Raw genomic sequence first — 22,574 nt, 5'->3', positions numbered from 1 at the left:
GGGCGGGCGCCTGGGCCTGCGCCGGCGGGGCGGCAGGCGCGGGCGGGGCCGTGGTGGTGGTCTCTGCGGCCCCCGCGGCCGCAGTACCCGCCGGAGCCGAGGCGGCAGCCGCCCCCGGCTTGTAGTCGGCGAAGAAGTCCCACCAGGCTCGGTCTACGGAATTCGGGTCCTGGAGGTACTGCTGATAGATCTCGTCGACGAGCCACTCGTTCGGACCGAAGGCCGCTGCGGGGTTCTTACCCGCTTGGTCTGCGTCGGTGGAGATGCTCGAGTTACTGGGGGACTGTGGCGACACGGCGGCAACCGCCCTCTTCCGCTTCACAAGGTGATGGACAGCGGGAATAAAGGCTACGCCTCCAAGACCGAGAAGGTCAGGCCGGGTCCGTCCATCGTCGTGTAAGTCACATCGAACAGCGTGTTTCAGGGCTGGAAATGGCGGGAAACAAGCGAGGTTCCGCTTCGTCCGGGATGAGCTGAGCTGGCCCAGGCGCGACAACGGCGCGGGCCTCTGCCTGATCACACGTGTCCGTCAGGACGAACGTCCGTGGATCTTGTGGCTCCGCTTCGAACTTTACGTCAACTTGGCAAAGAAGGAAGTCCCGGAAGGGTGACAAGAATCCGGCAACCCCGCTCGGATTCGGCCACTCCGATCAGACCGCCGTGCAGATCGACCGCCCAGCGGGCGATCGCCAGACCGAGGCCCGTGCCGCCGTCGCTGCCGGGCCCGTGCGGCCGGTTGACGCTGCCGCGGTTGAACCGCTCGAAGACCCGGTGCCACTCCGACCGGGGAATGCCGGGGCCCTCGTCGAGAACCTCCAGCTCGAGCGACTCGGGAGCGGCCCCGCGCCGCGCCTTGACCGTGACCCGGCCGTGCGGCGGGCTGTGCTTGACCGCGTTGTCGATGAGATTCGCCACCACCTGGTGGATCCGCTCCGGGTCCGCGTGTGCGGTCAGCTCCGGAGGGGACACGTCGAGGTGCAGATGGACGTCCGTACGCGTGTGGCTGCCGGATCCGGAAGCGATGCCCGCGCGCGCCGAGGCGACCATGTTGGCCTCCTTCAGCACGCCCGACAGGTACGGCCACACCTCGAACCGTCTCCTGCGCAGCGGTACGACCCCGTTGTCCAGCCGGGACAGGTCCAGGAGCGTCTCCACGAGACGACCCAGCCGCTCGGTCTGCTTCAGGGCCGTCCGCATCGTCTCGGGGTCGGCCTCCGTGACGCCGTCGACGATGTTCTCCAGGACCGCCCGCAGACCCGCGATGGGCGTACGCAGCTCGTGCGAGACATTCGCCACGAGCTCCTTGCGCTGCCGCTCCTGGGCCTCCAGGTCGTCCGCCATGCGGTTGATCGTCTGGGACAGGTCGCCCAGCTCGTCCCGGCGGTTCTCCCGCACCCGGCGGGTGTAGTCGCCGTGCGAGATCGAACGGGCCACCGCGTTCATCTCGTCCAGCGGCGCGGTGAGCGAATGCGCCACGAACTGCGTAATCAACAGTGTGGCGATCATCGAGAAGACCGTGATGAAGCGCAGTTCCGTCTTCGTGTGCACGGCGATCATCAGCAGGCCCGTGGTGATCAGCACCGAGATGACGACCAGAGCGCCCAGCTTGGTCTTGATCGAGTACGGGCGTACGCCGCCCCAGGGCTCCCCGGGGCGTCTTGGTGCGGCCGGCCCGTCGCTCATGGCGTCGGCGTCTCCAGGGCGTAGCCCACGCCGTGCACCGTGCGGATCCGCTCGGCACCGATCTTCCGCCGCAGCGCCTTGATGTGGCTGTCGACGGTCCGGGTGCCGGAGGCGTCCGCCCAGTCCCAGACCTCCGCCAGGAGCTGCTCACGGGAGAGCACCGCGCGCGGCGTGTTGGCCAGGCAGACCAGGAGGTCGAACTCCGTGGGCGTCAGGTGGACGTCCTCGGAGCGCACCCGCACCCGGCGCTGCGCGTGGTCGATCTCCAGCTCGCCGAGCCGCAGGATCCCACTGCGCGGGGTCGACGCGGCGATCGCGGCCCGCTCCACGCGGCGCAGCAGGACGTGCACGCGCGCGGCCAGCTCCCGCATGGAGAACGGCTTGGTCATGTAGTCGTCGGCGCCGACGCCGAGCCCGACCAGCATGTCGGTCTCGTCGTCCCGCGCGGTGAGCATCATCACCGGCACCGGCCGGGCGGCCTGCACGCGGCGGCAGACCTCCAGACCGTCGAAGCCGGGCAGCATGATGTCGAGGATCAGCAGGTCGGGCTGCCAGGCCTCGGCGGTGTCGACCGCGGACGGACCGTCGCCCGCTGTTTGCACGAGGAATCCCTCGGCGCGCAGGCGGGTCGCGATGGCGTCCACGATCGTCGGATCGTCTTCGACGACAAGCACCCGTCGCTGTGCGCCCGGGGTCGTCGCCGTGCCGTTGTGGGAGGTGTGTGTCTGCTCCATCGCCCGCCCCTGAGGTGTGCAATTCCGGAACCAGTGGGGTGATTCCTTGTCCGCGCATGACTGCGCTTGACGCTTGAATGATCGGCGTCAGGGAAGCAGAGTACGGGGAGTCACCTCGGGTTTGCTATCCAGGTCGGACGGCGATGTGCACGACGTCCGGAACGCCCCGGGCAACCGGGATCTCTTCGGTACGCACCTGCTGGAACCCGGCATTCCGTAGAGTTCCTTCAAATTCCGGAGAGGGCTGGGCGGACCACACCGCCAGTACCCCTCCTGGCCTCAACATCCTTGTGCAGCTTGCCAGTCCGGCCGCGGAGTACAGGCCGTGGTTGCCCTCGGTGACCGTCCAGTCGGGCCCGTTGTCGATGTCCAGGCACAGCGCGTCGAACGTGTCGCATGTCTCATTGACGAAAGCGACAAGATCCGTTTCCACAATTCGGGTGCGCGGGTCGGCGAGGGCCTGCTCCGAGAGCGCGGACAGCGGCCCCGCACGGTGCCAGTCGATGACGGCGCGTTCCCGCTCGACCACGGTGATCCGGCCCCAGCGGGGATCGGCCGCGGCGTGCGCGAGCGAGAAGCCGACGCCGAGGCCGCCGATGAGCACGCTCGGCTCCCCGCGACCGTCGAGCGCGTCCAGCGCCGCGTCCACGAGCCGCCGCTCCGAGCGGCCGTCGGAGGTGTCCATCAGGAAGCAGCCGTTGACGATGATCTGCAGTAACTCGCCGTGCCGTCGCAGGACGACCTCGCCGTGCGGACCCTCGCGCCGGTCCAGGACCTGTGGAATGTCGTACGAGGTGGGCATCGGCCCATCCTGCCAGGTGGGAGGGGATGGGCCGAGCGGTTCGGCGAGGAACGGACCGCCTCGGACGGTGAGCCCGTGGCCGTACGGATGGCCGCGTCCTCGGTGTCGTCCGGGATGTCCGGCCGAGCCGTCTCCGCCGCCGCCATGAAGCGCGGACTCCGCCATGAAGCGCGGAAGTTCGAAGGACAGCCGGCCTTCCGCCCGCGCCCGGCCGAAGGCCACGTCGAGCCGGGCGGCGTCCGAGGCGCCGTGGTCGGTCGGCGGGGCGGCGGCCCTTCTCGGCGGTCTCGGGGAGGACCGCGGGGCGTTCGAGCTGCACGCGTACGACTGCGGGGACCGGGTTGCCCGTGGCCCGGGACGTTCCTTGAGAAGTGGCTGTGAATCGGCGCCGGGGTGGCGCCGGTCACAGACACCGGCCCTGCGGGGCGCGGAGTGTGGGGCGGGAACGGAAGGAGCGCCTCACCGTGGAACGGACTGAGACGGTGGGTACGACGGACTCGTCGGCGCCCGCGGAGGTGTCGCCGCCCCCGGAAGTGCCCCCTCCTCCGCGCTACGACGCCTGTATGCCCGACCTGTCAGGGCTGTTGGACGGGATGCCGCGCCAGCGAGGGGCGTCGGCGAACGTGCCGGAACATCCGGCTGTCCCGGTCGCGCCGGCGGCCGCCCCCGCGGTCGAGCCCTCGGGAAGCCGCCGCCTCCGCCCCTGGCGTCTGCTGCCCACCCCCACCGGGACACCGTTCACCTTCGGTTACGGTGCCGTCCTCGCCGTCACCTCGCTGGTCACCGCGTACGCCGATCCCGCCCTCGTGCACCAGCTCCACCAGGCCTCCAGCACCGATGTGGCGCACCTCGTGCGGATGCCCGCACTGGTGCTGCCGGCCAGCGCGCTGTGGATCGCGGGCGGAATCTTCTCGCCGTACGCGATCGGCTTCCTGCTCGTGCTCACCGCGCTGGAGCGGCGCACAGGCGGCCTGCGCACGGCCGGTGTCTTCTTCCTCGGGCACGTCCTCGCCACCCTCGCGACCGAGGTCCCGGTGGGCCTCGCGGTGCTCGTCGGCCACCTGCCCGACAGCTCGCTGCACCGCCTCGACTACGGCGTCAGCTTCGGTGTCGCCGCGGCGTTGGGCGCCCTGGCCGGACTCCTCACGCCATGGCTGCGCTGGCCGCTGCTCGCCCTGTTCGGCGGGGTGCTGGTCCTGGACCTGCTCGCGTTCACCGACCCGCTGACCAACTGGGGCCACCTGATCGCACTGGCGATCGGCGTCGCGACCTGGCCGGTGACGCGGGGCTCGCATCGGGCGCGGGCCGCGTAGGACCGCGTGGCCGCAGGGGCCCATCCGAACCGGGCCGATGAGGGCGAGCGCGCGGTCCGTGATGACGGTGTCCCGTCGTCGTTGTGAAGCCGTCCCAGTGTCACCGGTTCCCGGAGCAGCCACGCGTCGAGGTACGGCGGTTTCTCGGCGGTGGGCCAGTGGTTGAGGTGGTGGGGGTCAGCCGGCGGGCGGTGACCAGACGTACGGCGTGGTCGTGGTGACCGCGTGGAAGCCCAGGCGTCGCAGGATGGGCGCGCTGTCGTCGGAGGCGTCGACGTGCAGGTAGGTCACGTCCCGGGCGGCGGCGAGCCGGGCCCGCTCGGCCACCAGGGCGCGGTAGATGCCCTTCCCCCGCCACTCGGCGAGCGTGGAGCCGCCCCACAGGCTCGCGAACCCCGTGCCCGCGCGGAAGGCGAGCCAGGCGGCGCACACCACCTCCCCGTCGGCCTCGGCGACGTACACGGCGATCTCGTCCGGAGCGGCGGCGACCCGCCCGATCAGGTCCTCGGCGAGCCAGCTCCAGTCGTCGTCCCACACGGCCGACTCCATGGCGGCGATCCGCCGCAGGTCCGCGTCCGCCGTGACCCGGCGCAGCGTGACACCGTCCGGCAGGACCGGTGCGCGTACGGCCATCTCGGCGGCGCGTCCGACGAGTACCGTCTCCCGTTCCTCGGGCACGAACCCGGCCGTCCGTAGCCGGTCGGTGAGGTCGGCCGGGACGTCGTGCGCCCGGGTCTTCCACTCCACGGCCTCGCCGCGCCCCGCGAAGAAGTCCCGCTGTCGCGCGATCAGGCGGTCCAGCGCGTCGCCGTCCACGCCGAGGTCACGCGGTCCGCTGACGAACCCGCGGAACTGCCCGACGATCCGCAGCAGCGGACCGTCCTGTTCGTACGTCACTCCCAGCGGCGGGGTCGGGGGAGCGCCACGCATCTGGTCGTCGTAGGCGGCGAGGAGGACGTGTGCGGTGGTGTCTGTCACCGGATGACGGTCGGGGCAGGGGGCGGGTGTCGGCAACCGGATTTCCTGGGGCGCCGTCGGCCGCGGCCGCTCGGGTTCACACGTCGCGCCCCGGCACGCACGCGTGGCAGGTGCTGGTCGTGCCAACCATCCGTGTGCAACAGCGCGCCGCGCATGGTGCCCTCCAGGGCGAACCCGGCCTTCGCGGCGACGCGGCAGGACGCCGGGTCGGCCACCGAGTGGCACGGCGTGAGCCGGTGCAGGCCCACGTTGTCCAGGGCCCACCGGCTGAGGCGACGCGCGGCCTCGGCGGCGATGCCGCCGCCCCGTCCGGCGGGCAGCACCCAGTAGGCGGTCTCGGCGTTGCCGCGGTCGAGGTCGGTGCCGATCCACGCGGCAGGGCCGACGACCTCGCCGCCGTCGACCCGCGCGATCGCCCAGACCCCGGCGGTCCCCGCCGCCCGGCGCTCGTGCATCCGCTCCACGCGCACGCGTGCCTCGTCGTAGGACAGTGCGGGCAGGAGGTTCCACCGACTGACCGCCGGACCGTGACTGGCGGCCACGAGCGCACCGGCGTCCGCTAGCCGCCACGGCCGGGGCTCAGGACCGGTGCCGGGAAGGTCGAGGCCGGGTTGGGTGTTGTCGGAGATGCGGCCGGCGGGGGACGACCGGAGGTATGGGAGCGATCACCGGGGGAGCGTTACATGCCTGGTCAGGCGGCAGTCGGCAAGTGATCGCTCACAGCGAACACGGGCCGGGGAACAATCCGGGGCTCACGTGCATTGAGTCGGCATAGCTCAACTTGACTGCCGAAGGGGAGATCATGGCTGCTGAGTCCACGGCGTTCACACCGCTCGCCCTGCCCGTGCTGCCGCTCGACGACGAGGTCGTGCTGCCCGGGATGGTGGTTCCGCTGGACCTGAACGACGCCGATGTGCGCGCCGCGGTGGAGGCCGCCCAGGCCGCCGCACGCTCGGAACCCGGCAAGCCCAGGGTTCTGCTGGTGCCACGCATCGACGGGACGTACGCGAGCACCGGAGTGCTCGGCACCGTCGAGCAGGTCGGCCGGCTGGCCGACGGCGACCCGGGTGCGCTGATCCGCGGTCGTGACCGCGTGAAGATCGGCGCCGGGACCACGGGGCCGGGCGCGGCGCTGTGGGTCGAGGGAACGCGGCTCGACGAGCGCGCGCCCGATCCGCTGCCGGGGCACGTCACCGAACTGGCCAAGGAGTACAAGGCCCTTGCCACGGCCTGGCTGCGCAAGCGAGGTGCCTGGCAGGTCGTCGACCGGGTGCAGGCCATCGACGACGTGTCCGCCCTCGCCGACAACTCCGGTTACTCGCCCTTCCTGACCACCGAACAGAAGGTGGAGCTGCTGGAGACGGCCGACCCGGTCGCCCGCCTCAAGCTCGCCACCCGGCATCTGCGCGACCACCTCGCCGAGCAGGATGTCGCCGAGACCATCGCCAAGGACGTCCAGGAGGGCGTCGACAAGCAGCAGCGCGAGTTCCTGCTCCGCCGCCAGCTGGAAGCCGTCCGCAAGGAACTGCGCGAGCTCAACGGCGAGTCGGAGGGCGAGGAGTCCGACGACTACCGTGCCCGCGTCGAGGCCGCCGACCTGCCCGAGAAGGTCCGGGAGGCCGCCCTCAAGGAGGTCGACAAGCTGGAGCGCTCGAGCGACCAGTCGCCCGAGGGATCGTGGATCCGGACCTGGCTCGACACCGTCCTCGAACTGCCGTGGAACGAGCGGACCGAGGACCAGTACGACATCCAGGGCGCCAAGACGATCCTGGACGCCGAGCACGCCGGCCTGGAGGACGTGAAGGAGCGGATCACCGAGTACCTGGCGGTGCGCAAGCGCCGTACCGACCGGGGGCTGGGCGTGATCGGCGGACGCCGTGGTGGCGCCGTGCTCGCGCTCGTCGGCCCGCCCGGCGTCGGCAAGACCTCCCTCGGCGAGTCCGTCGCGCACGCCATGGGGCGGAAGTTCGTCCGGGTCGCCCTCGGTGGCGTCCGGGACGAGGCCGAGATCCGCGGTCACCGCCGTACGTACGTCGGTGCGCTGCCCGGCAGGATCGTCCGGGCCATCAAGGAGGCCGGGTCGATGAACCCGGTCGTGCTCCTCGACGAGATCGACAAGGTGGGGTCCGACTTCCGGGGCGACCCGGCGGCCGCCCTCCTGGAGGTCCTGGACCCGGCGCAGAACCACACCTTCCGGGACCACTACCTGGAGGTGGAGCTGGACCTGTCGGACGTCGTCTTCCTGGCCACCGCCAACGTGCTGGAGGCCATCCCGGAGGCGCTGCTCGACCGTATGGAGCTGGTCCGCCTCGACGGTTACACCGAGGACGAGAAGATCGTCATCGCGCGCGACCACCTGCTGCCGCGTCAGCTGGAGCGGGCGGGGCTGGAGAAGGCCGAGGTCACGCTCGACGAGAGCGCGCTGCGCAAGCTCGCCGGCGAGTACACGCGTGAGGCGGGCGTCCGCAACCTGGAGCGGTCGATCGCACGGCTGCTGCGCAAGGTCGCGGCCCAGCACGAACTGGGCGAGCGGAAGCTGCCGTTCACCGTCAGGGACGAGGATCTGCGTGCCCTGATCGGCCGGCCGCACCACGTGCCCGAGTCCGCGCAGGACCCGGCGGAGCGCCGCACCGCCGTGCCGGGCGTGGCGACGGGCCTCGCGGTCACGGGAGCGGGCGGTGACGTCCTGTTCGTCGAGGCGTCGCTGGCCGACCCGGAGACCGGCGCGGCGGGGCTGACCCTGACCGGCCAACTGGGTGACGTCATGAAGGAGTCGGCGCAGATCGCGCTGAGCTTCCTGCGCTCGCACGGGGCGGAACTGGAACTCCCCGTGGCCGACCTGAAGGACCGGGGCGTGCACATCCACTTCCCGGCGGGCGCGGTGCCGAAGGACGGCCCGAGCGCGGGCGTCACGATGACGACCGCGCTGGCGTCGCTGCTGAGCGGACGGCTGGTCCGTACGGACGTGGCGATGACGGGCGAGGTCTCGCTGACGGGGCGTGTCCTGCCCATCGGCGGCGTGAAGCAGAAGCTGCTGGCCGCGCACCGGGCGGGCGTGACGACCGTCGTCATCCCGAAGCGCAACGAGCCCGACCTGGACGACGTCCCGGCCGAGGTCCTGGACAAGCTCGACGTCCACGCCGTCACGGACGTCCGCCAGGTCCTGGAGCTGGCGCTGACGCCGGCGACGAACGGGGCCACGCCGGAGGTTCCGGTGGCGGCGTGACGGACGCTGCCGGATGAGGTGAGGCCCGGGTCCCTGTGAGGGAGGCCCGGGCCTTCGCCTGTCTGTGCCTGACTGCGCGGGGTCAGCCGTTGGCGAGGGCCACGACCCGGTCGAGGGCGCCGTAGAACCTGTCGTGGTCGCCGACGGTCGGGCCGGAGGACGTGTACTGCCACATGGTGTAGCCGCTCCAGCCGGCCGGCAGGGTCCCCGCCGTCGACGCGTACCGCGCGATCCACAGCGGGTTGGCGGCGAAGCCGGCGTGGTTGCCGGTGCACTGGGTCCACCAGCTGGTGGCCGTGTAGATCACCGCGTCCCGGCCCGTGCGCGCCCGGTACTGGTTCAGGAAGTCACGGATCCAGGTGACCATCGCGCTCCGCGTCTTGCCGTAGCAGGTGTCGCCGTACGGGTTCCACTCGATGTCGAGCACGCCGGGCAGCGTCCTGCCGTCCTGGGACCAGCCGCCGCCGTGGTCGACGAAGTAGTCGGCCTGCGTTGCGCCGGTCGTGGTGTCCGGGGTGGCGAAGTGGTAGGCGCCGCGGATCATGCCGACGTTGTACGAGCCGTTGTACTGCTGGGCGTGGTAGGGGTTCGTGTAGTACGTCCCCTCGGTCGCCTTCGCGTAGGCCCACCTGACCCCGCTGCCCCACAACGTCGGCCAGTCGACGTTGCCCTGATGGCTGGAGACGTCGACGCCCTCGGCCTGGGCGGCGCGGTTGTCGGCGGGGACACCGTTCCGGCCGTCGTGGGCGAGGACGCCCATGCCCATGTGGGCGGTGCCGCGGGCGGGACTGGGGGCGGTCTCCGCGGAGGCCTGGGCGGTGAGGGCGAGAGGCAGCGCGGCGAGCAGGGGGCCGGCGAGTAAGCGGCGCCGGGGGTGGAGCGGGCGGAGGGCGTGGGGGGCGCGGAGCGAACCGGGTCTGTGCACGTACATAGCGTGCCTGCGAGGGCCCGGCGGTGCTCGGTGGTGGAGGGAGAACGGGTGACGGGGGGACGGGGGTGACGGGGGTGACAAGGAACGACCCGTCGGGTCTGGTGCTGGCGTGAGCATGCCAATCTCACCGTCCGGTGAAACGAGCTACGCACGTAGAACGCCCGGGTGGGAAGCAGGCCCGGACGCTGCCGTTGGTCCAGCCCTGCGAAATACTGGCGGAGCTGCGGCGATGACGGCGCTCGGCGCAAACTTTCAGGACCGGGCAAAACCGAGGCAGGGGCTGACGTGCACGAAGACGGAAACGGCGACGGACGTGGAGCCGCGTCTGGGGGTCCCCCCTCTGAGGGAGTGTCCGCGAGCGGTGTGGACCAGCCCGCGTTCCTCGCGCTGGAGCGGGAACTGACCGTCCTGCTGCGACGTGCCCGCGCCAACCAGGGCGAGATGGCCCGCGAGGTCCACCCCGACCTGGAGTCGGCGGCGTACGGCCTCCTCGTCCGCCTCGACGAGTGCGGTCCCCAGCGCGCCACCGAACTCGCCGCGTACATCGGCGTCGGCAAGGCGACGATGTCCCGCCAGCTGCGCGCCCTGGAGGACCTCGGTCTGGTGGCCCGGGAACCCGACCCCGCCGATGGCCGGGCCTGGCTGGTCGCGCTCACCCAGGAGGGCCACGACCGGGTACGGAGGGTGCGCGAGGCCCGTCGGGCGCGCTACGCGGGGCGGCTCGCCGACTGGGATGCGCGTGAGGTGGGGGAACTGGCGCGGCTGCTGCACCAGTTGAACCGGGGGATGGAGAAGTAGGGCGGGCCCTCGGGAGAGTCCGCGTCACAGCTCCACGTACACCACGGTCGCGTCGTCGTGCGTCTTGCTGCGGCCGAGGAACTCCCGAGCCTCCGCGTCCCCCCGCTCCAGCTCCCGCACCCGCTCCACGAGCGCCCCCGCCCCCTCCTTGCGTACGAAGGTGAAGCAGTCCCCCCAGTCCCCCTCGCGGAACCGCTCCACCCACCTCGTCGCCCCGTCCGTCAGGGCGGCCAGTGCGCGCACCTCCGAGCGGCGGAGCACGCCCGTCACCGCCCGCTCCGCCACCGACGGATCCGCCGCCGCCGTGAAGAAGCCGCCCTCCTTGTTGCGGACCGTGGAGTCGACCAGGGCGTCCGTCGCGAGGGCGGAGCGCGGGAGGCGGGAGAGGCGGTCGTCCAGCTGAGCGGTCACTGTGCCGTCGGGGGACTCGATCAGCAGTGCCGAGTCCGACAGGACCAGGTACTCCACCGACTCCGGCGACCAGCGGGCCACAACCACTGTTGCCTGTGGGGTGCGTGGGTGAGAAAGGTCACAAGTGGTGTGATGGGCCTCGGCTGTTCGAAGTATCGCCTGCGAGAGGATCTCCGGCAGCGTCAGATCTCGGCAGGAAACGGTCAGTTCGGTCAGCGCCCCGCCGAGGCGGGATGTGAACCAGGGCACCGGATGCAGACAGCCCGTAGCGCCCCTCGGGGGTGTCACGCCGTCCAGGACGACGAGCGTGCCGCCCAGCCCGGAAGCCGGTAGGGCGACCCCGGCGAAGTCCTCGTTGGGGCGGGCCGGATCGCCGGGCTCCGAAACAAGTTCCGTACGCATTCGGCCAGTCTGCACGAGCTCTCCACAAGGTGCGCAAGAGTCTGGCATCAGTCGCCGAATTGACGCAGGCGCGCAGGTCAGGCGCCTGGTTTGGGGTGGAATGGTTCGCTCCGGGAAGACGTGGCGGCGAATACTGCCACCGCCCGCCGCAGACGTCCAACCGGCCCACCGCGCGGGGGCGCCGCACAAGCCGGAGGAACTTGCCCGGCAACTCCCGTCCGAGGTTCACTCCTTCGGGTGGCGGGTCCAGCGATGCGCGGCCACCGCCCACCGGCACTGGGAGGGTCGGGGACCGTACTGGGTGTACGCAGAGTCGACGCCCGGTGACGGAGCGTAACCCGGCCCATGGGTACTCACGAGTCAGGAATGCGAGCACCGGTGCAGAAGACGCGGCCTCGTCGTACAGGCAAGAAGGCGGCCTCCGAAAAAGGCGTGGAGCGCACGCCCGGCACCCCCGTCCCCGGTCCGTCCGGCACCCCCGGCGCCCCGAGCACCCCTGTCGGCAAGGGCCGGCCCACTCACGTGCGCACCCGGCTCATTCTCGCCGTCACCGTCGTGGCCGCCGCCATCGCCGGGGCCGGCGTGCCCTCCCTGGTCACCGCCTCCGGGGAGCTCAGCGACTCCCAGGACCTGGTGACCCTCGCCGAGCAGACCCAGGACGCCCTCGCGCTCGCCCACTCGCTCGCCGACGAGCGCGACGAGGTGACGCCGTACATCGCCGCAGGCCGCCCCAAGTCGAAGGCGCCCAGCGAGCAGCGCAGCGTCCGCGTCGACCGGCAGGTGGAGGAGCTGCGCGCCGACACCGGCCTGCCCGACGGCCTCCGCGGCGACCTCGACGGCATCGCGGCCGTCCGCCGGGCGGCGCTCAGCGGCAAGAGCGGTGCCCTCGAAGCGCACCAGGCGTACTCCGCCGCCATCAACGACCTGCACCGGCTCGCCGAGGACCTGGCCGAACAGCTGCCGCCCCGCGCGGGCTCCGGCGGATACGCCCTCGCCGAGCTGGACTCCGCCGTCCAGCAGGCCGCCGCCACCCGCGGGCTGCTCCTGGCGGCCCTCGCCGTGCCGACGACGACGCGGACCGTGATCGACCCGATCACCGGCCTGCCGTCCACCGAGACCACCTCCTCGAACGCCGACGCCAAGCAGCGCGCCGCCCTCGCCGCCGCCGCCCAGCAGGCCCGCCTCCGCTCCGACGCCGCCCTCGCCGACTTCGCCGACACCGCCCCCGCCGACGCCAAGGCGCGCTACGACTCCACGGTGACCGGCCCCGAGGTCAACTCCGCCGAGAAGTACCTCGCCACCCTCACCGACCAGCCGACCCTGTCCGACGGCGAGCTCGCCACCGGCGCCACCAAGGTCGACGCCGCCCTCTCCGCCCGGATCGACGCCATGCGCGGCGCGGAGGCCGCCCTCTACGACCGCCGGGTCAAGGATCTCGCCCAGCTGCGCGACGACGACGTCACCGCGCTGGAGATCCGCATCGCCGTCCTCGGCGCCCTGATGCTCCTGGCCGTCGGCATCGCCACCGCCATGGCCCGTACGCTCACCCGGCCGCTGTCCGTCCTGCGCCGCGGCTCCGCCCGTCTCGCCGGGGCCGAGGACCCGACCGCCGAGGAACCGGTCGCCTTCACCGGCCGCAACGACGAGTTCGCCCAGGTCGTCCGCTCGGTCAACGCCCTGCACGCGCACGCGGCCGCCCTCGTCGACCGCGTCTCCACCTTGGAGGCCGACCGCAAGCACCTGGTCGGCCAGCGGCAGAAGATGGCCGACGCCCGCGAGCAGCTCCAGGCCGAACTCGCCGAGTCCGCCGCCCAGCTGGAGCGGCTGCGCACCGGCATCGGCGCCACCTTCGTCAGCCTCGCGCTGCGCACCCTGGGCCTCGTCGAGCGGCAGCTGGCCGTCATCGAGGGCCTGGAGGAGCGCGAGCAGGACCCGGACCGGCTCGCCACGCTGTTCAAGCTCGACCACTTCGCCACCGTCATGCGCCGGCACAGCGAGAACCTCCTCGTGCTCGCCGGCACCGAACACGTCCAGCAGACCGCCGGTCCGGTCCCGCTCGTCGACGTCGTGCGCGCCGCGGTCAGCGAGATCGAGCGCTACGAGCGGGTCCGCATCGCCGCCCTGCCGCCGCACGCCCACATCGCCGGGTTCGCCGCGGACGACCTCTCCCACCTGCTGGCCGAGCTCATGGAGAACGCCACCTCGTTCTCCCCGCCCGACCTGCCCGTCGAGGTCTCCGCCTGGCTCCTGGAGAGCGGCGAGGTCATGCTGTCCGTCCAGGACGAGGGCATCGGCATGACCGGCGACCGCCTCACCCAGCTCAACGCCCGCCTCGCCGACTTCGACCCCGAGACGACGTACGACTCCTACGACCAGGACGACGAGGAGGGCCTCGGTCTCGGCCTGTACGTCGTCGCCCGCCTCGCCCACCGGCACGGAGTCCGCGTGCAGTTGCGCGAGCAGAAGCAGGGCGGCATAGCGGCCGTCGTCGTCCTGCCCAAGACCCTGCTGACGCCCGCGCCGACCGCCGCCGTCCCTTCCGAGTCGTCGCCCGTGTCCGGCACCGGCACGCACGCCTTCTCCCTCCCCGGCGCGGACGCGGAGGTCAACTCCAACGTCCTGTACGGCCGCTCGGAGAACGGTGACCCGCTGGTCACGCTGGCGGAGAAGGCCGTACAGCAGTCGGAGGCGGAAACGCCCGTCGAGACCACGATAAAACTCCTGATCCCCGAACCCACCGCAGCCGGCGACGACAGTGCCACGGCCGGCGCGGGCGAGACCGAATCCCTCGACGACGAGACCCGGTCCCCCGACGACGAGACCGGTTCCCTCGACGACGAGGCCGAGACGGAACACGAGCGGGTCCCCGACGAACCGGAGGAACTCGTCACAGACAAGGGGCTGCCCAAGCGCACCCCGAAGATCACCGCCCCTGCCCCAGCGCAGCGGCAACGCGGCGGATCCGTGGACGCCGAAGCGCTCCGCCGCCGCCTGGGCGGCTTCCGCCGGGGGGCGGAGGCCGGCTACCGAGACGTAGAGACGGAGATCTCCGAACAGACGGGCCAGAACAAGGCGCCCGTCAGGGAACCCGCAGCATCCGAAGAAGTCACGGGGGGCACAGCCGAGGAGGCAAGCAGTTGACCGCGCCCAGTACCTTCGGACTGAGCCGTGAGGCCCGCAATCTTCATTTCCTGCTGACCAATCTCGTCGAGGAGGTGCCCGGCATCCGGTCGGTCGCCGTCGTCTCCTCCGACGGCCTGCTCCTGCTCTCCTCCGACCCCGGCCGCAACGCCCAGGCGCGAGAGCCCCGAGCAGACAAGCCCACCGGCCCGCGCGGCTCCTCCGCCGACCTGGCCACCATCGTCTCCGGCGTCGGCAGCCTCACCATCGGCGCCGCCAGGCTGATGGACTCCGGCCCGGTGAAGCACACCATGGTCGCGATGGACGAGGGCAGCCTGTTCGTCATGTCGATCAGCGACGGCTCGCTGCTCGGTGTGCACGGCGCCGCGGACTGCGACATGAGCGTCGTGGCGTACCACATGGCGCTGTTCGTGGGCCGGGCCGGCCACGTCCTGACGCCCGAACTCCGCAGCGAGCTGCGGCAATCCCTGGAGCACGAGTCGACGCCGACGGGGAGCACCCGATGAGCAGTACGCCGAAGAGGCTCCCCGTGCGCGGTTCCGACCGCAAGCCGGCGCGCGTGCGCCCCTACTCGCTCACCGGCGGCCGTACCCGCTTCGGGCACGTTCTCCTCGTGGAGACGTTCGTGGCCACCACCGCCGCGATCGAGGCCGCCGAGGAGCGCAGGGAACTGACGAACGGTTCGCTCAACACCCGGGTCATGCCGGAGATGCGGGCCATCGTCGAACTGTGCCGCCGTATGCGCACGGTGGCCGAGATCGCCGCGCTGCTGAAGATGCCGCTCGGCGTGGTCCGGGTGCTCCTCAGCGACCTCGCGGACCAGGGAAAGATCCGCGTGTACGGAACAGGAACCGGTCACGGCACGGGACGGCCGGACCGGGCTCTGCTGGAAAGGGTACTGAGTGGACTCCGTCGTCTCTGACGCCGTTGGCGTCTCCCCGCTCCTCGAGGACGAGGGGCCCGTACAGCCCTGGCAGACGGACCGCACCCGCGCCCCGATCGCCACGAAGATAGTCGTGGCGGGCGGTTTCGGCGTCGGCAAGACCACGCTGGTCACCGCCGTGTCGGAGATCACGCCCCTGCAGACCGAGGCGCTGATGACCGAGGCGAGCGAGGAGCACGACGACCTCACCGCCACGCCCGGCAAGCTGACCACCACCGTGGCCATGGACTTCGGCCGCCTCACGCTCGACGACGACCTGGTGCTCTACCTCTTCGGCACACCGGGCCAGCAGCGGTTCTGGTTCATGTGGGACGACCTGGTGCGCGGCGCGATCGGCGCGGTCGTCCTCGCGGACACGAGACGCCTCAAGGACTGCTTCCCCGCGCTGGACTACTTCGAGAGCTGCGGACTGCCGTACGTCGTGGCGGTCAACCACTTCGACGGCAGCGAGCGGTTCGAACCGGAGGACGTGCGGGAGGCATTGACGATCCCCGCGCACATACCTGTAATGATCATGGATGCGCGCCGCCGGATCTCGGCCATCGAGACCCTCCTGACTCTGGTGGGCCACGCGCTGGACGTCACACCCGAGTAGGAGAACAGCCCCGTATGCGGAAGATACTCGTCGTCGGAGCCGGTCAGTCCGGACTCCAGCTCGCCCTCGGCCTCCAGTCGCACGGGTACGAGGTCACCCTGATGTCCAACCGGACCGCGGACGAGATCCGTACCGGCCGGGTCATGTCGACGCAGTGCATGTTCCACACGGCACTCCAGCACGAGCGCGATCTCCAGCTGAACTTCTGGGAGTCCCAGGCCCCGAAGATCGAAGGACTCGGCGTCTCGGTCGCCGCCCCGGGCTCCTGGGAACAGGGCCCCGCGGCGCGCGCGATCGACTGGGTGGGCACGCTCGACGGGTACGCGCAGTCGGTCGACCAGCGGGTGAAGATGGCCGGCTGGATGGAGACGTTCGCCCAGCGCGGCGGCCAGCTGGTCATCCACGGCGCGGCGGTCGGCGACCTCGACTACTTCTCCCGTACGTACGACCTGGTGCTGGTCTCGGCGGGCAAGGGCGAGCTGGTGTCGATGTTCGCCCGCGACCCCGAGCGGTCCCCCTACACCGAGCCGCAGCGCGCCCTCGCCGTCGCCTACGTCCACGGTCTGGGCCCGCGTCCGGAGCACCCGGACATGGAGGCGGTCCGCTGCAACCTGGTCCCCGGCGTCGGCGAGATGTTCATCATGCCGACCCTCACCACCTCCGGCCGCGCCGACATCCTCTTCTGGGAGGGCATACCCGGCGGCCCGCTGGACGTCTTCAACGGCGTCAAGGACCCGGCGCAGCACCTCTCCCTGACCCTGGAACTCATGGAGAAGTACCTCCCCTGGGAGTACGCGCGCGCCACCAAGGCCGAGCTCACCGACGCGGGCGGCACCCTGGCGGGCCGTTACGCCCCGACCGTCCGCAACCCCGTCGGCCGGCTCCCCGGCGGCGGCCTGGTCCTCGGCGTCGCCGACGTGGTTGTCGCCAACGACCCGATCACCGGACAGGGCTCCAACTCGGCGTCCAAGTGCGCGGCGGCGTATCTCGCGTCGATTCTCGAGCGCGGGGACAAGGAGTTCGACGAGGAGTGGATGCGGGCGACGTTCGACCGGTACTGGGACACCGCGCAGCACGTCACCAAGTGGACGAACGCGATGCTCGCCCCGCCGCCGGAGCACGTGCTGAACCTGATCGGGGCGGCGGGTCAGCTGCCGCCGGTGGCTGATCGTTTCGCAAACGCCTTCGACGACCCGGCCGACTTCGAGAACTTCTTCTACGGGTCGGAGAAGTAAGCCCAAGCCCCTGCAAGCCGTCAACCTGCACGTTCCCCTCAACAGGCGGGCCGCGTAAGGGTCGTGGGCCGTCTGTGGGCCGTCAAGCCGTCTGCTGAGCCTCGTCCCGGGCGGATGCGGTCCCTGCTTCCGTACCATCAGGGCCGGAAGCCTCTCAGCCCCCAACGTTCGACAAACCGTCTCCCCCTCCGCCACGCCATCTGCCGAGGTGGGGATTACGAGCGGTCTGGCCGCCGAATCGCCGGACGGTGTCTGAGTGACCATCGGGACAGTCCGCAGTGTCGGGAGCTTCACGCATGGGGCGCGAGACGTCAAAGTTTTGATCGCAAACTCGGCACCAGAACATGTACGTAGGCACAAGAGAAGATTAGTGGCGCTACCTACAATTGAACAGACACTGAGAGTGCTTCGGCTTGTCGCTAACTTCCGCCTGCCCAAGTTTGATGCTGACACCAGACAGCACCATCGCAACCACCAGGACACACAATCCCTGCCTCAACCGCGCACGTTTCCCTAGCGCAACATTCCTGTTGACGCGGTAGGCATCCTCGCGCATGTCGATGAGATACCCCAAGGCACTGGCTCTCGACGTGCTCGCACCGAACAGTTCCACGAAGGGTGTCGGCTCTGGCACCACTCGCCAATTACGCGGAAGTAACCCGGCCAGAAACAGAACAAACGTCAGACCTAAAAGGACAAGAGCTACCGTGCCGCTGATCCACTCCAGGCGATTGGAGATTAGTAGAGGAACCGCTGCCACCACAAAGCCGAGGAACAGGGTTAGCTTCGTATCCAGGCGAGCAGCAGCGGCCGCCTGAGATGTAAGGCACCCCTTCAGCTCCTCATTGATGAGAACCATCATGTCCTCGGAGTGCTGATGCGGCGTATCTGCCATCGAGCCATAATCTCAGACGCGACCGCCACCTGTCAGGAGAGCGTTCACGTTCTCGATCAGGGTCTCCTGGGGACCCGCTGCCGCGGCCCTTCAGCGCCAGCGGGTTCGGTGAAGGGGCGTCAGCCGGAGCGTTGGGCCTTGTAGTAGACGGTTGCGATGGCCGTGCGCGTGCGTTCCTGACTGCTAGGCATGAGGTGGGCGTAGATCCGCAGCGTCAGGGCCGCGTTGCTGTGGCCAAGGTACTCGCTGACGGCCTTGATGTTCTCCCCGCCGTCCAGGAGGGCGGACGCGTAGAAGTGCCTCAGCGCGTGCATGCCGTGCTCGCGCGCTGCGGCGTAGCCGTCTGCCTTGGTCTCCGGCTCGGGGATGACTCCGGCCGCGACGAGAGCGGGTTTCCACGCTTCCTCGTTCAGGGAGGTGCGCCAGACGTGGTTGCCGCCGGGCGCGATGAAGATGAGCCGCCGGGTCACCTTCGGTCCGTCGGGCGTCTTCCACGGGAGCGTGATCTCAACTGGCGGGAACTGCTTCATGTGGGCCCTGAGCGCGTCGGCCACGGGGCCCGGAAGTGGCACGTCCCGCGTCTTGCCGCCCTTGGGTAGTGCGAACACGGGTTTACTGCGGCTGAGTTTGAGTTGCTGGACTACGTGAAGCCTGTCGGAGTCGAAGTCGAGCGCGTCAACGGCAACGCCCAGGATCTCCCCTTGGCGCATGCCGCAGCCTGCCCCCAAGTCGACCATGGCCCGGTACCGTTCGGGCATCGCTGCCTGTACGGCGAACACGCACTCAGCAGACCACGGCACCACGCGCTTAGGGTCAAGCGCCGGCGGCTTCACGGATCGCGCGGAAACCGGGTTACGGCTCAGGTATCCGTCGTCAACGGCGGCACTCAGGGCGCCGCGTACGTTCGCGTAGATGATCCGGCCGTACGAGCCGGGCACGCTCGCTTCGAGCTGAGCCACCCACTCACGGATGTGCTCCGGCTTGAACGACCCCAGCGGACGCGACCCGATGTACGGGAAGGCGTGCAGCCGGAGTTGAGAGTTCATGGACTCGATGGTGTTGGGGTCGGCCCCGAGAGTGCTGAGCCACTTCTCGGTGTACTGCTGAAACGTCGTCTTGGCCGCCCGTGGGTCGACGTACTGGCCGCTCGACATATCCGCCTCGATGTCCTTCAGCCACTGGTCAGCGAGTCGCTTCTGTCCGTCGCGGAAACTCTTAGACTTTTCGGTGCCATCCGGGCCGACGTACCGGGCGCGGTAGCGCAGGCCGGTCCCGTGGCGGTCGGTCTTGACTTTCACGGTCTTGCCGTTGGCGTCGGTCTCGGTCTTGTACCAGCGGTCTTGGATGTGGCCTGCCATGTGCGGGTGTTCCCTTCTGGGCATGGGAAGGGAGGGCCACTGTGTGGCCCTCCCTAGGGTGTTGAGCTGTGGGGTTGTGGCTGTGTCAGACGGCGGTCTGATCCGTGGTCTTGCGTTGGGTGACGTAGGCGCGGACGTCGGCGGGGTCGTAGCGGAGGTGCTTGCCGATGCGGAATCCGGGCGGCCCGGTGCGCTTCCGGCGCCACTGATAGACGGTTTCGAGGGGTACCTCGAAGATCTCGGCGATGTCGTCGGGGGTTAGGTACCGATCGGGCAGGCCACTGCGGAGGGCAGCGCGAGCGTCGGGTTGAGCGGAACGGGGTCGGCTCATAGAGGCCTCGGCGTCGAGTCGTGTTGCGTTCGGGGGGCTTCTCTCGGTGCGCGTGTGTCCGAGGTGCGGATTTCTGCGTCATTGCGTCATCAGCGTCATCTGGGCTTCTGACCTGCGGTTTCGTGTGACGCAGTGGTTTGGGGGTGCGTCATCGCAGCGTCATGGCCTGCGTCATCGGGTGACGCAGATGACGCAGGATGACGCAGGCTTCGCCGTCTGCGTCATGGCTGTAATCGCAGGTCAGTGGCCATTTTTGGGGGGTGCATGACGCAGATGACGCAGCGTCTTCCCTCTTAGGACAAAAGAGGGGTGTCTGTTGTGGTGCGGTGCCGCCTCAAAGTGTGAAGAAGGAGCCGCTACGCGGCGCGACCCTTGGGCGGCGTTCCGCCGAACAGCAAGAGGAGCACGCCTGGCCGCTGGTGCTCTTCTTGCTTGTCCGGGCGAGCGCGGGGCACGGGTCAGAACATCGGTTTGTGGTCGTGTGGGGACGGGGTGGCCAGGCGGGTCATTTCGAGGTAGCGGCCCTCGCTGGTGCGGCCCGTGTCGATGAGGACACCGCGAGCCGCCAGGGTCGGCTGGAGGCGCTTGAGCCGGTCGGAGAGGACTTTGCCGGTGGTCGGCCAGCCCTTGGGCAGGGGGCGCAGGTCGTCGCCGCTGTAGAGGCGGCTGAGGCAGTGCAGCCACTCGGTGGAGGTCATCCGCTGCGCCGCGCCCGGCTCGATGGTGTCGGCGTGCCTGAGGACAGTCTGGGCGAGGAGATCGCCCTCGATCACGTCGTCGTTCAGGTCGTCCAGACTGGCTCGATAGGCGGTGAGCGCCCCGAGGCCGGTTGCCGCATCGAGCTGCGCGCACAGGTGGGCGAAGTCCGCCATCCGCAGGTCGGTGGGGGTCTCCGCCTCGGCTGCGCGGACCTTCACCGTGAGGTCCAGGAGCGAGCCGAGGACGACGGGCAGAACCTCCGCGTACTCAGCCCAAAGTTCCGCCTCGGTGCGCCGGACGCGGGGCCGCTCCAGACGCAGCGGCAGGAGCCGTTCCGCGAGGTCGGGCCGGATGACTCCCACGTCGATGCCGGTCAGGAGCAGAGGGCGGCGGTAGCCGACGCGGAAGACGTCTCCGTCGGTGAACAGGGCGCGCTTGACGCTTTCGGCGCCGGTGACGATGCAGCACATGGCGTCGGAAAGGTCCGGGGTCATGTGGGAGAGGTTGTCCAGGGCGGTGACCCATCCGGCCGCCACCGCCGCGATCAGGTTCTCCTCATCTTTCGGGGCCCGGCGCAGGTCGCCGCTCATGCCCTCGATGATCCGTACGAGCATCCGCCCACCTGTGGACTTCCCCGCGCCCTGCGGGCCGGTGAGGAACGGCGCGGGGACGGGCACGGACGGGCCGAGGCAGCCGATCAGCCAGGCGATGGCCAGGCATTCGGTCTCCGCGCCTGCGAAGTTGCACAGCCTGAGCAGGAGGTCGATGCCCTTGCCGTCGGTGTCCTTGGCCGGCAGGGGCAGTTCCCCGGTGAGCTGGGTGCGCCGCCAGCACACCTCGCGCGGGTCGGGGGTGAGGATGTCCCAGCCCGAAGGGTGGATGCGAACGGACTGCCCGTCGTCGCGGCCCAGATCCAGCCACGTCGCCCCGTCGAACCCGGGGGCCACGCGGATGTGCACGGGCTGCACGTCCTCGGACAGCGCGAGCGCTTCGATCAAGTCCAACGCCTCCTTGAGCGCGCTCCCGTTGAACACGCCGATCCCGTCCCTGAACAGGCCGACCATGAGTTCCTGGCGGTGGCTGCCCGTCGTGCCCTGGGAGCGGATCGGACGGGCCACGGGGTGGCCGTTCTTCTGCGCGTACACGGTCCCCTCGGCGGTGCGGAAGTACCGAAAGTGCTCCTGCGCGTAGTCCGCGATGACCTCGCGGGCAGGAGTCTTCTCGTCCTCAGACATGGCTAAGTCCCAACCTGGTCAGGGCGTTGGTCCACGCGTCGGTGCAGTGCCGGGCCGATTCGCCCTTGGCCTGAGCCGCGGTGAACAGCCGCACGGTGTGCGCCTCGGTCAGGCAGCCGCACCGGCCGTGCGTGGACAACACGGCGAGGAACGCTCGATAGACGGTGGCGTGCACCGCGCTGGAGGCTTCGGTGATGCGCTGCTCGGCCATGGCAATGCCACGGTCCAGATAGGCCGGCGTGCGGTGAGGGCACTCCCCACCCCCGACCGGCGCTGGCACGGTGACGGCCGCCGGTCGGACTGCGATGGGCTCCTTCACGGCCAGCGCGCGGACGACATCCGGGAGTGCCGTGATGGTGCTGGCGCCGGGCCCCAACCACCGGGCGTAGGCCATCGTGGACTTGATGTCCACGCCGGGCCGTACGGCATTGGCGGACTGCATGGCGCCCCGGTAGATCCAGTGCTCACCGCGCGTCGTGGGCACGGTCCGTGTGGCGGGCAGGTTCGCACGGGCCCACGCGATGGCTTCCGCGTTGTCGAGGTCCACGACGGTGAGACCGGCGCCGCCGGGGTGGTAGGCCACGGCTGCTGCATCGCGCCACGCCCACGCCCACGTCGGCGCATTGACGACGTTCGGGTCGGTGGTGGCGGCGGCCCAGCCGTGGCACGGGTGCGGGCAGGCGCAGGGGCCGGGGGTCTTCATGTTCGGCCGGCCGCCGCACGCGTTGTTGGCGCAGCGGCCGCAGTTGCCGAACGGCACCTTCCCGCCTCGTAACGGCAGCACGGGCACGTTGGAGGCTGCCAGGAAGAGCGCGGTAGGCAGGTGCTCTCCCCGAATGTCGGTGGGTTGGGTCATGCTGGATG

General features: G+C 70.3%; 22 protein-coding genes. 8 read left to right on the top strand and 14 right to left on the bottom strand.

Translation table 11 applies throughout. The features are described 5' to 3' along the window. From ACFWWR_RS42235 to ACFWWR_RS42220, 4 genes are all read right to left on the bottom strand, one after another. A partial coding sequence (locus ACFWWR_RS42235; protein WP_384309415.1) for a hypothetical protein occupies positions 1–295 on the bottom strand: 295 nt, incomplete at its 3' end. A 281-nt stretch (positions 296–576) separates the two neighbouring features. Further along, positions 577–1,683 (bottom strand): ATP-binding protein, encoded by a 1,107-nt coding sequence (locus tag ACFWWR_RS42230; protein WP_383874192.1) that lies wholly within the window; start codon positions 1,681–1,683, stop codon positions 577–579. Then, the gene (locus tag ACFWWR_RS42225) at positions 1,680–2,417 is read right to left on the bottom strand and encodes a response regulator transcription factor (RefSeq protein ID WP_383874191.1); all 738 of its coding nucleotides are present in this window, start codon (positions 2,415–2,417) and stop codon (positions 1,680–1,682) included. The genes ACFWWR_RS42230 and ACFWWR_RS42225 overlap by 4 nt, the downstream gene beginning before the upstream one ends. A gap of 124 nt (positions 2,418–2,541) precedes the next feature. Further along, positions 2,542–3,219: a spermidine synthase gene (locus ACFWWR_RS42220; protein ID WP_384309413.1), complete on the bottom strand. Its 678-nt coding sequence runs from the start codon at positions 3,217–3,219 to the stop codon at positions 2,542–2,544. Between the two features lie 464 nt (positions 3,220–3,683). Here ACFWWR_RS42220 and ACFWWR_RS42215 point away from each other — a divergent pair, with 464 nt between their 5' ends. Next, positions 3,684–4,532 (top strand): rhomboid-like protein, encoded by an 849-nt coding sequence (locus ACFWWR_RS42215; protein WP_384309411.1) that lies wholly within the window; start codon positions 3,684–3,686, stop codon positions 4,530–4,532. A gap of 177 nt (positions 4,533–4,709) precedes the next feature. On the opposite strand, the gene ACFWWR_RS42210 is transcribed toward ACFWWR_RS42215, so the two are convergent. Next, the gene (locus ACFWWR_RS42210) at positions 4,710–5,462 is read right to left on the bottom strand and encodes a GNAT family N-acetyltransferase (RefSeq protein ID WP_383874207.1); all 753 of its coding nucleotides are present in this window, start codon (positions 5,460–5,462) and stop codon (positions 4,710–4,712) included. 44 nt (positions 5,463–5,506) lie between these two features. Then, positions 5,507–6,052, bottom strand: a complete 546-nt coding sequence (locus tag ACFWWR_RS42205; protein WP_384309408.1) for a GNAT family N-acetyltransferase — start codon at positions 6,050–6,052, stop codon at positions 5,507–5,509. Positions 6,053–6,312: 260 nt separating this feature from the next. On the opposite strand from ACFWWR_RS42205, the gene lon reads away from it, so the two are divergent. Beyond that, entirely contained in the window at positions 6,313–8,736 is a 2,424-nt protein-coding gene (gene lon / locus ACFWWR_RS42200; protein WP_383874182.1) for an endopeptidase La, read from the top strand. Positions 8,737–8,818: 82 nt separating this feature from the next. Here lon and ACFWWR_RS42195 read toward each other — a convergent pair whose 3' ends face one another. Beyond that, entirely contained in the window at positions 8,819–9,667 is an 849-nt protein-coding gene (locus tag ACFWWR_RS42195) for a lysozyme (RefSeq protein ID WP_384309405.1), read from the bottom strand. Between the two features lie 285 nt (positions 9,668–9,952). On the opposite strand from ACFWWR_RS42195, the gene ACFWWR_RS42190 reads away from it, so the two are divergent. Next, the gene (locus ACFWWR_RS42190) at positions 9,953–10,465 is read left to right on the top strand and encodes a MarR family winged helix-turn-helix transcriptional regulator (protein ID WP_383874179.1); all 513 of its coding nucleotides are present in this window, start codon (positions 9,953–9,955) and stop codon (positions 10,463–10,465) included. Positions 10,466–10,489: 24 nt separating this feature from the next. Here ACFWWR_RS42190 and ACFWWR_RS42185 read toward each other — a convergent pair whose 3' ends face one another. Beyond that, positions 10,490–11,278, bottom strand: a complete 789-nt coding sequence (locus tag ACFWWR_RS42185) for a hypothetical protein (protein ID WP_383874178.1) — start codon at positions 11,276–11,278, stop codon at positions 10,490–10,492. Between the two features lie 378 nt (positions 11,279–11,656). Here ACFWWR_RS42185 and ACFWWR_RS42180 point away from each other — a divergent pair, with 378 nt between their 5' ends. From ACFWWR_RS42180 to ACFWWR_RS42160, 5 genes are read left to right on the top strand one after another with little or no spacing between them, the layout of a single operon-like run. Further along, positions 11,657–14,419 (top strand): nitrate- and nitrite sensing domain-containing protein, encoded by a 2,763-nt coding sequence (locus ACFWWR_RS42180; RefSeq protein ID WP_384309403.1) that lies wholly within the window; start codon positions 11,657–11,659, stop codon positions 14,417–14,419. After that, the gene (locus tag ACFWWR_RS42175; protein ID WP_383874174.1) at positions 14,416–14,925 is read left to right on the top strand and encodes a roadblock/LC7 domain-containing protein; all 510 of its coding nucleotides are present in this window, start codon (positions 14,416–14,418) and stop codon (positions 14,923–14,925) included. The genes ACFWWR_RS42180 and ACFWWR_RS42175 overlap by 4 nt, the downstream gene beginning before the upstream one ends. After that, entirely contained in the window at positions 14,922–15,341 is a 420-nt protein-coding gene (locus ACFWWR_RS42170) for a DUF742 domain-containing protein (RefSeq protein ID WP_383874173.1), read from the top strand. The genes ACFWWR_RS42175 and ACFWWR_RS42170 overlap by 4 nt, the downstream gene beginning before the upstream one ends. Further along, positions 15,322–15,957 (top strand): ATP/GTP-binding protein, encoded by a 636-nt coding sequence (locus tag ACFWWR_RS42165; RefSeq protein WP_383874171.1) that lies wholly within the window; start codon positions 15,322–15,324, stop codon positions 15,955–15,957. Before ACFWWR_RS42170 ends, ACFWWR_RS42165 begins: the two co-directional genes overlap by 20 nt. A 14-nt stretch (positions 15,958–15,971) precedes the next feature. Further along, on the top strand, positions 15,972–17,192 hold the full coding sequence (locus ACFWWR_RS42160) for a styrene monooxygenase/indole monooxygenase family protein (RefSeq protein WP_384309400.1): 1,221 nt from the start codon (positions 15,972–15,974) through the stop codon (positions 17,190–17,192). Between the two features lie 154 nt (positions 17,193–17,346). Here the strand turns inward: ACFWWR_RS42160 and ACFWWR_RS42155 are convergent, their stop codons facing one another. From ACFWWR_RS42155 to ACFWWR_RS42130, 6 genes are all read right to left on the bottom strand, one after another. Further along, entirely contained in the window at positions 17,347–17,538 is a 192-nt protein-coding gene (locus tag ACFWWR_RS42155) for a zinc ribbon domain-containing protein (RefSeq protein WP_384309417.1), read from the bottom strand. Between the two features lie 30 nt (positions 17,539–17,568). Further along, positions 17,569–18,087: a hypothetical protein gene (locus ACFWWR_RS42150; protein WP_384309397.1), complete on the bottom strand. Its 519-nt coding sequence runs from the start codon at positions 18,085–18,087 to the stop codon at positions 17,569–17,571. A 119-nt stretch (positions 18,088–18,206) separates the two neighbouring features. Then, complete coding sequence (locus tag ACFWWR_RS42145) at positions 18,207–19,445, bottom strand: tyrosine-type recombinase/integrase (protein WP_384309396.1); 1,239 nt, start codon at positions 19,443–19,445, stop codon at positions 18,207–18,209. Positions 19,446–19,530: 85 nt separating this feature from the next. After that, positions 19,531–19,776, bottom strand: a complete 246-nt coding sequence (locus ACFWWR_RS42140; protein WP_384309393.1) for a helix-turn-helix domain-containing protein — start codon at positions 19,774–19,776, stop codon at positions 19,531–19,533. A 458-nt stretch (positions 19,777–20,234) separates the two neighbouring features. Then, positions 20,235–21,710, bottom strand: a complete 1,476-nt coding sequence (locus tag ACFWWR_RS42135) for an ATP-binding protein (protein ID WP_384309390.1) — start codon at positions 21,708–21,710, stop codon at positions 20,235–20,237. Then, positions 21,703–22,566, bottom strand: a complete 864-nt coding sequence (locus ACFWWR_RS42130; protein ID WP_384309388.1) for a bifunctional DNA primase/polymerase — start codon at positions 22,564–22,566, stop codon at positions 21,703–21,705. The genes ACFWWR_RS42135 and ACFWWR_RS42130 overlap by 8 nt, the downstream gene beginning before the upstream one ends. Positions 22,567–22,574: the final 8 nt, after the last annotated feature.

It is taken from the genome of Streptomyces sp. NPDC058678 (genome assembly GCF_042714835.1).
Lineage (GTDB): Bacteria > Actinomycetota > Actinomycetes > Streptomycetales > Streptomycetaceae > Streptomyces.
This window is presented reverse-complemented; position numbering and strand designations above follow the sequence as displayed.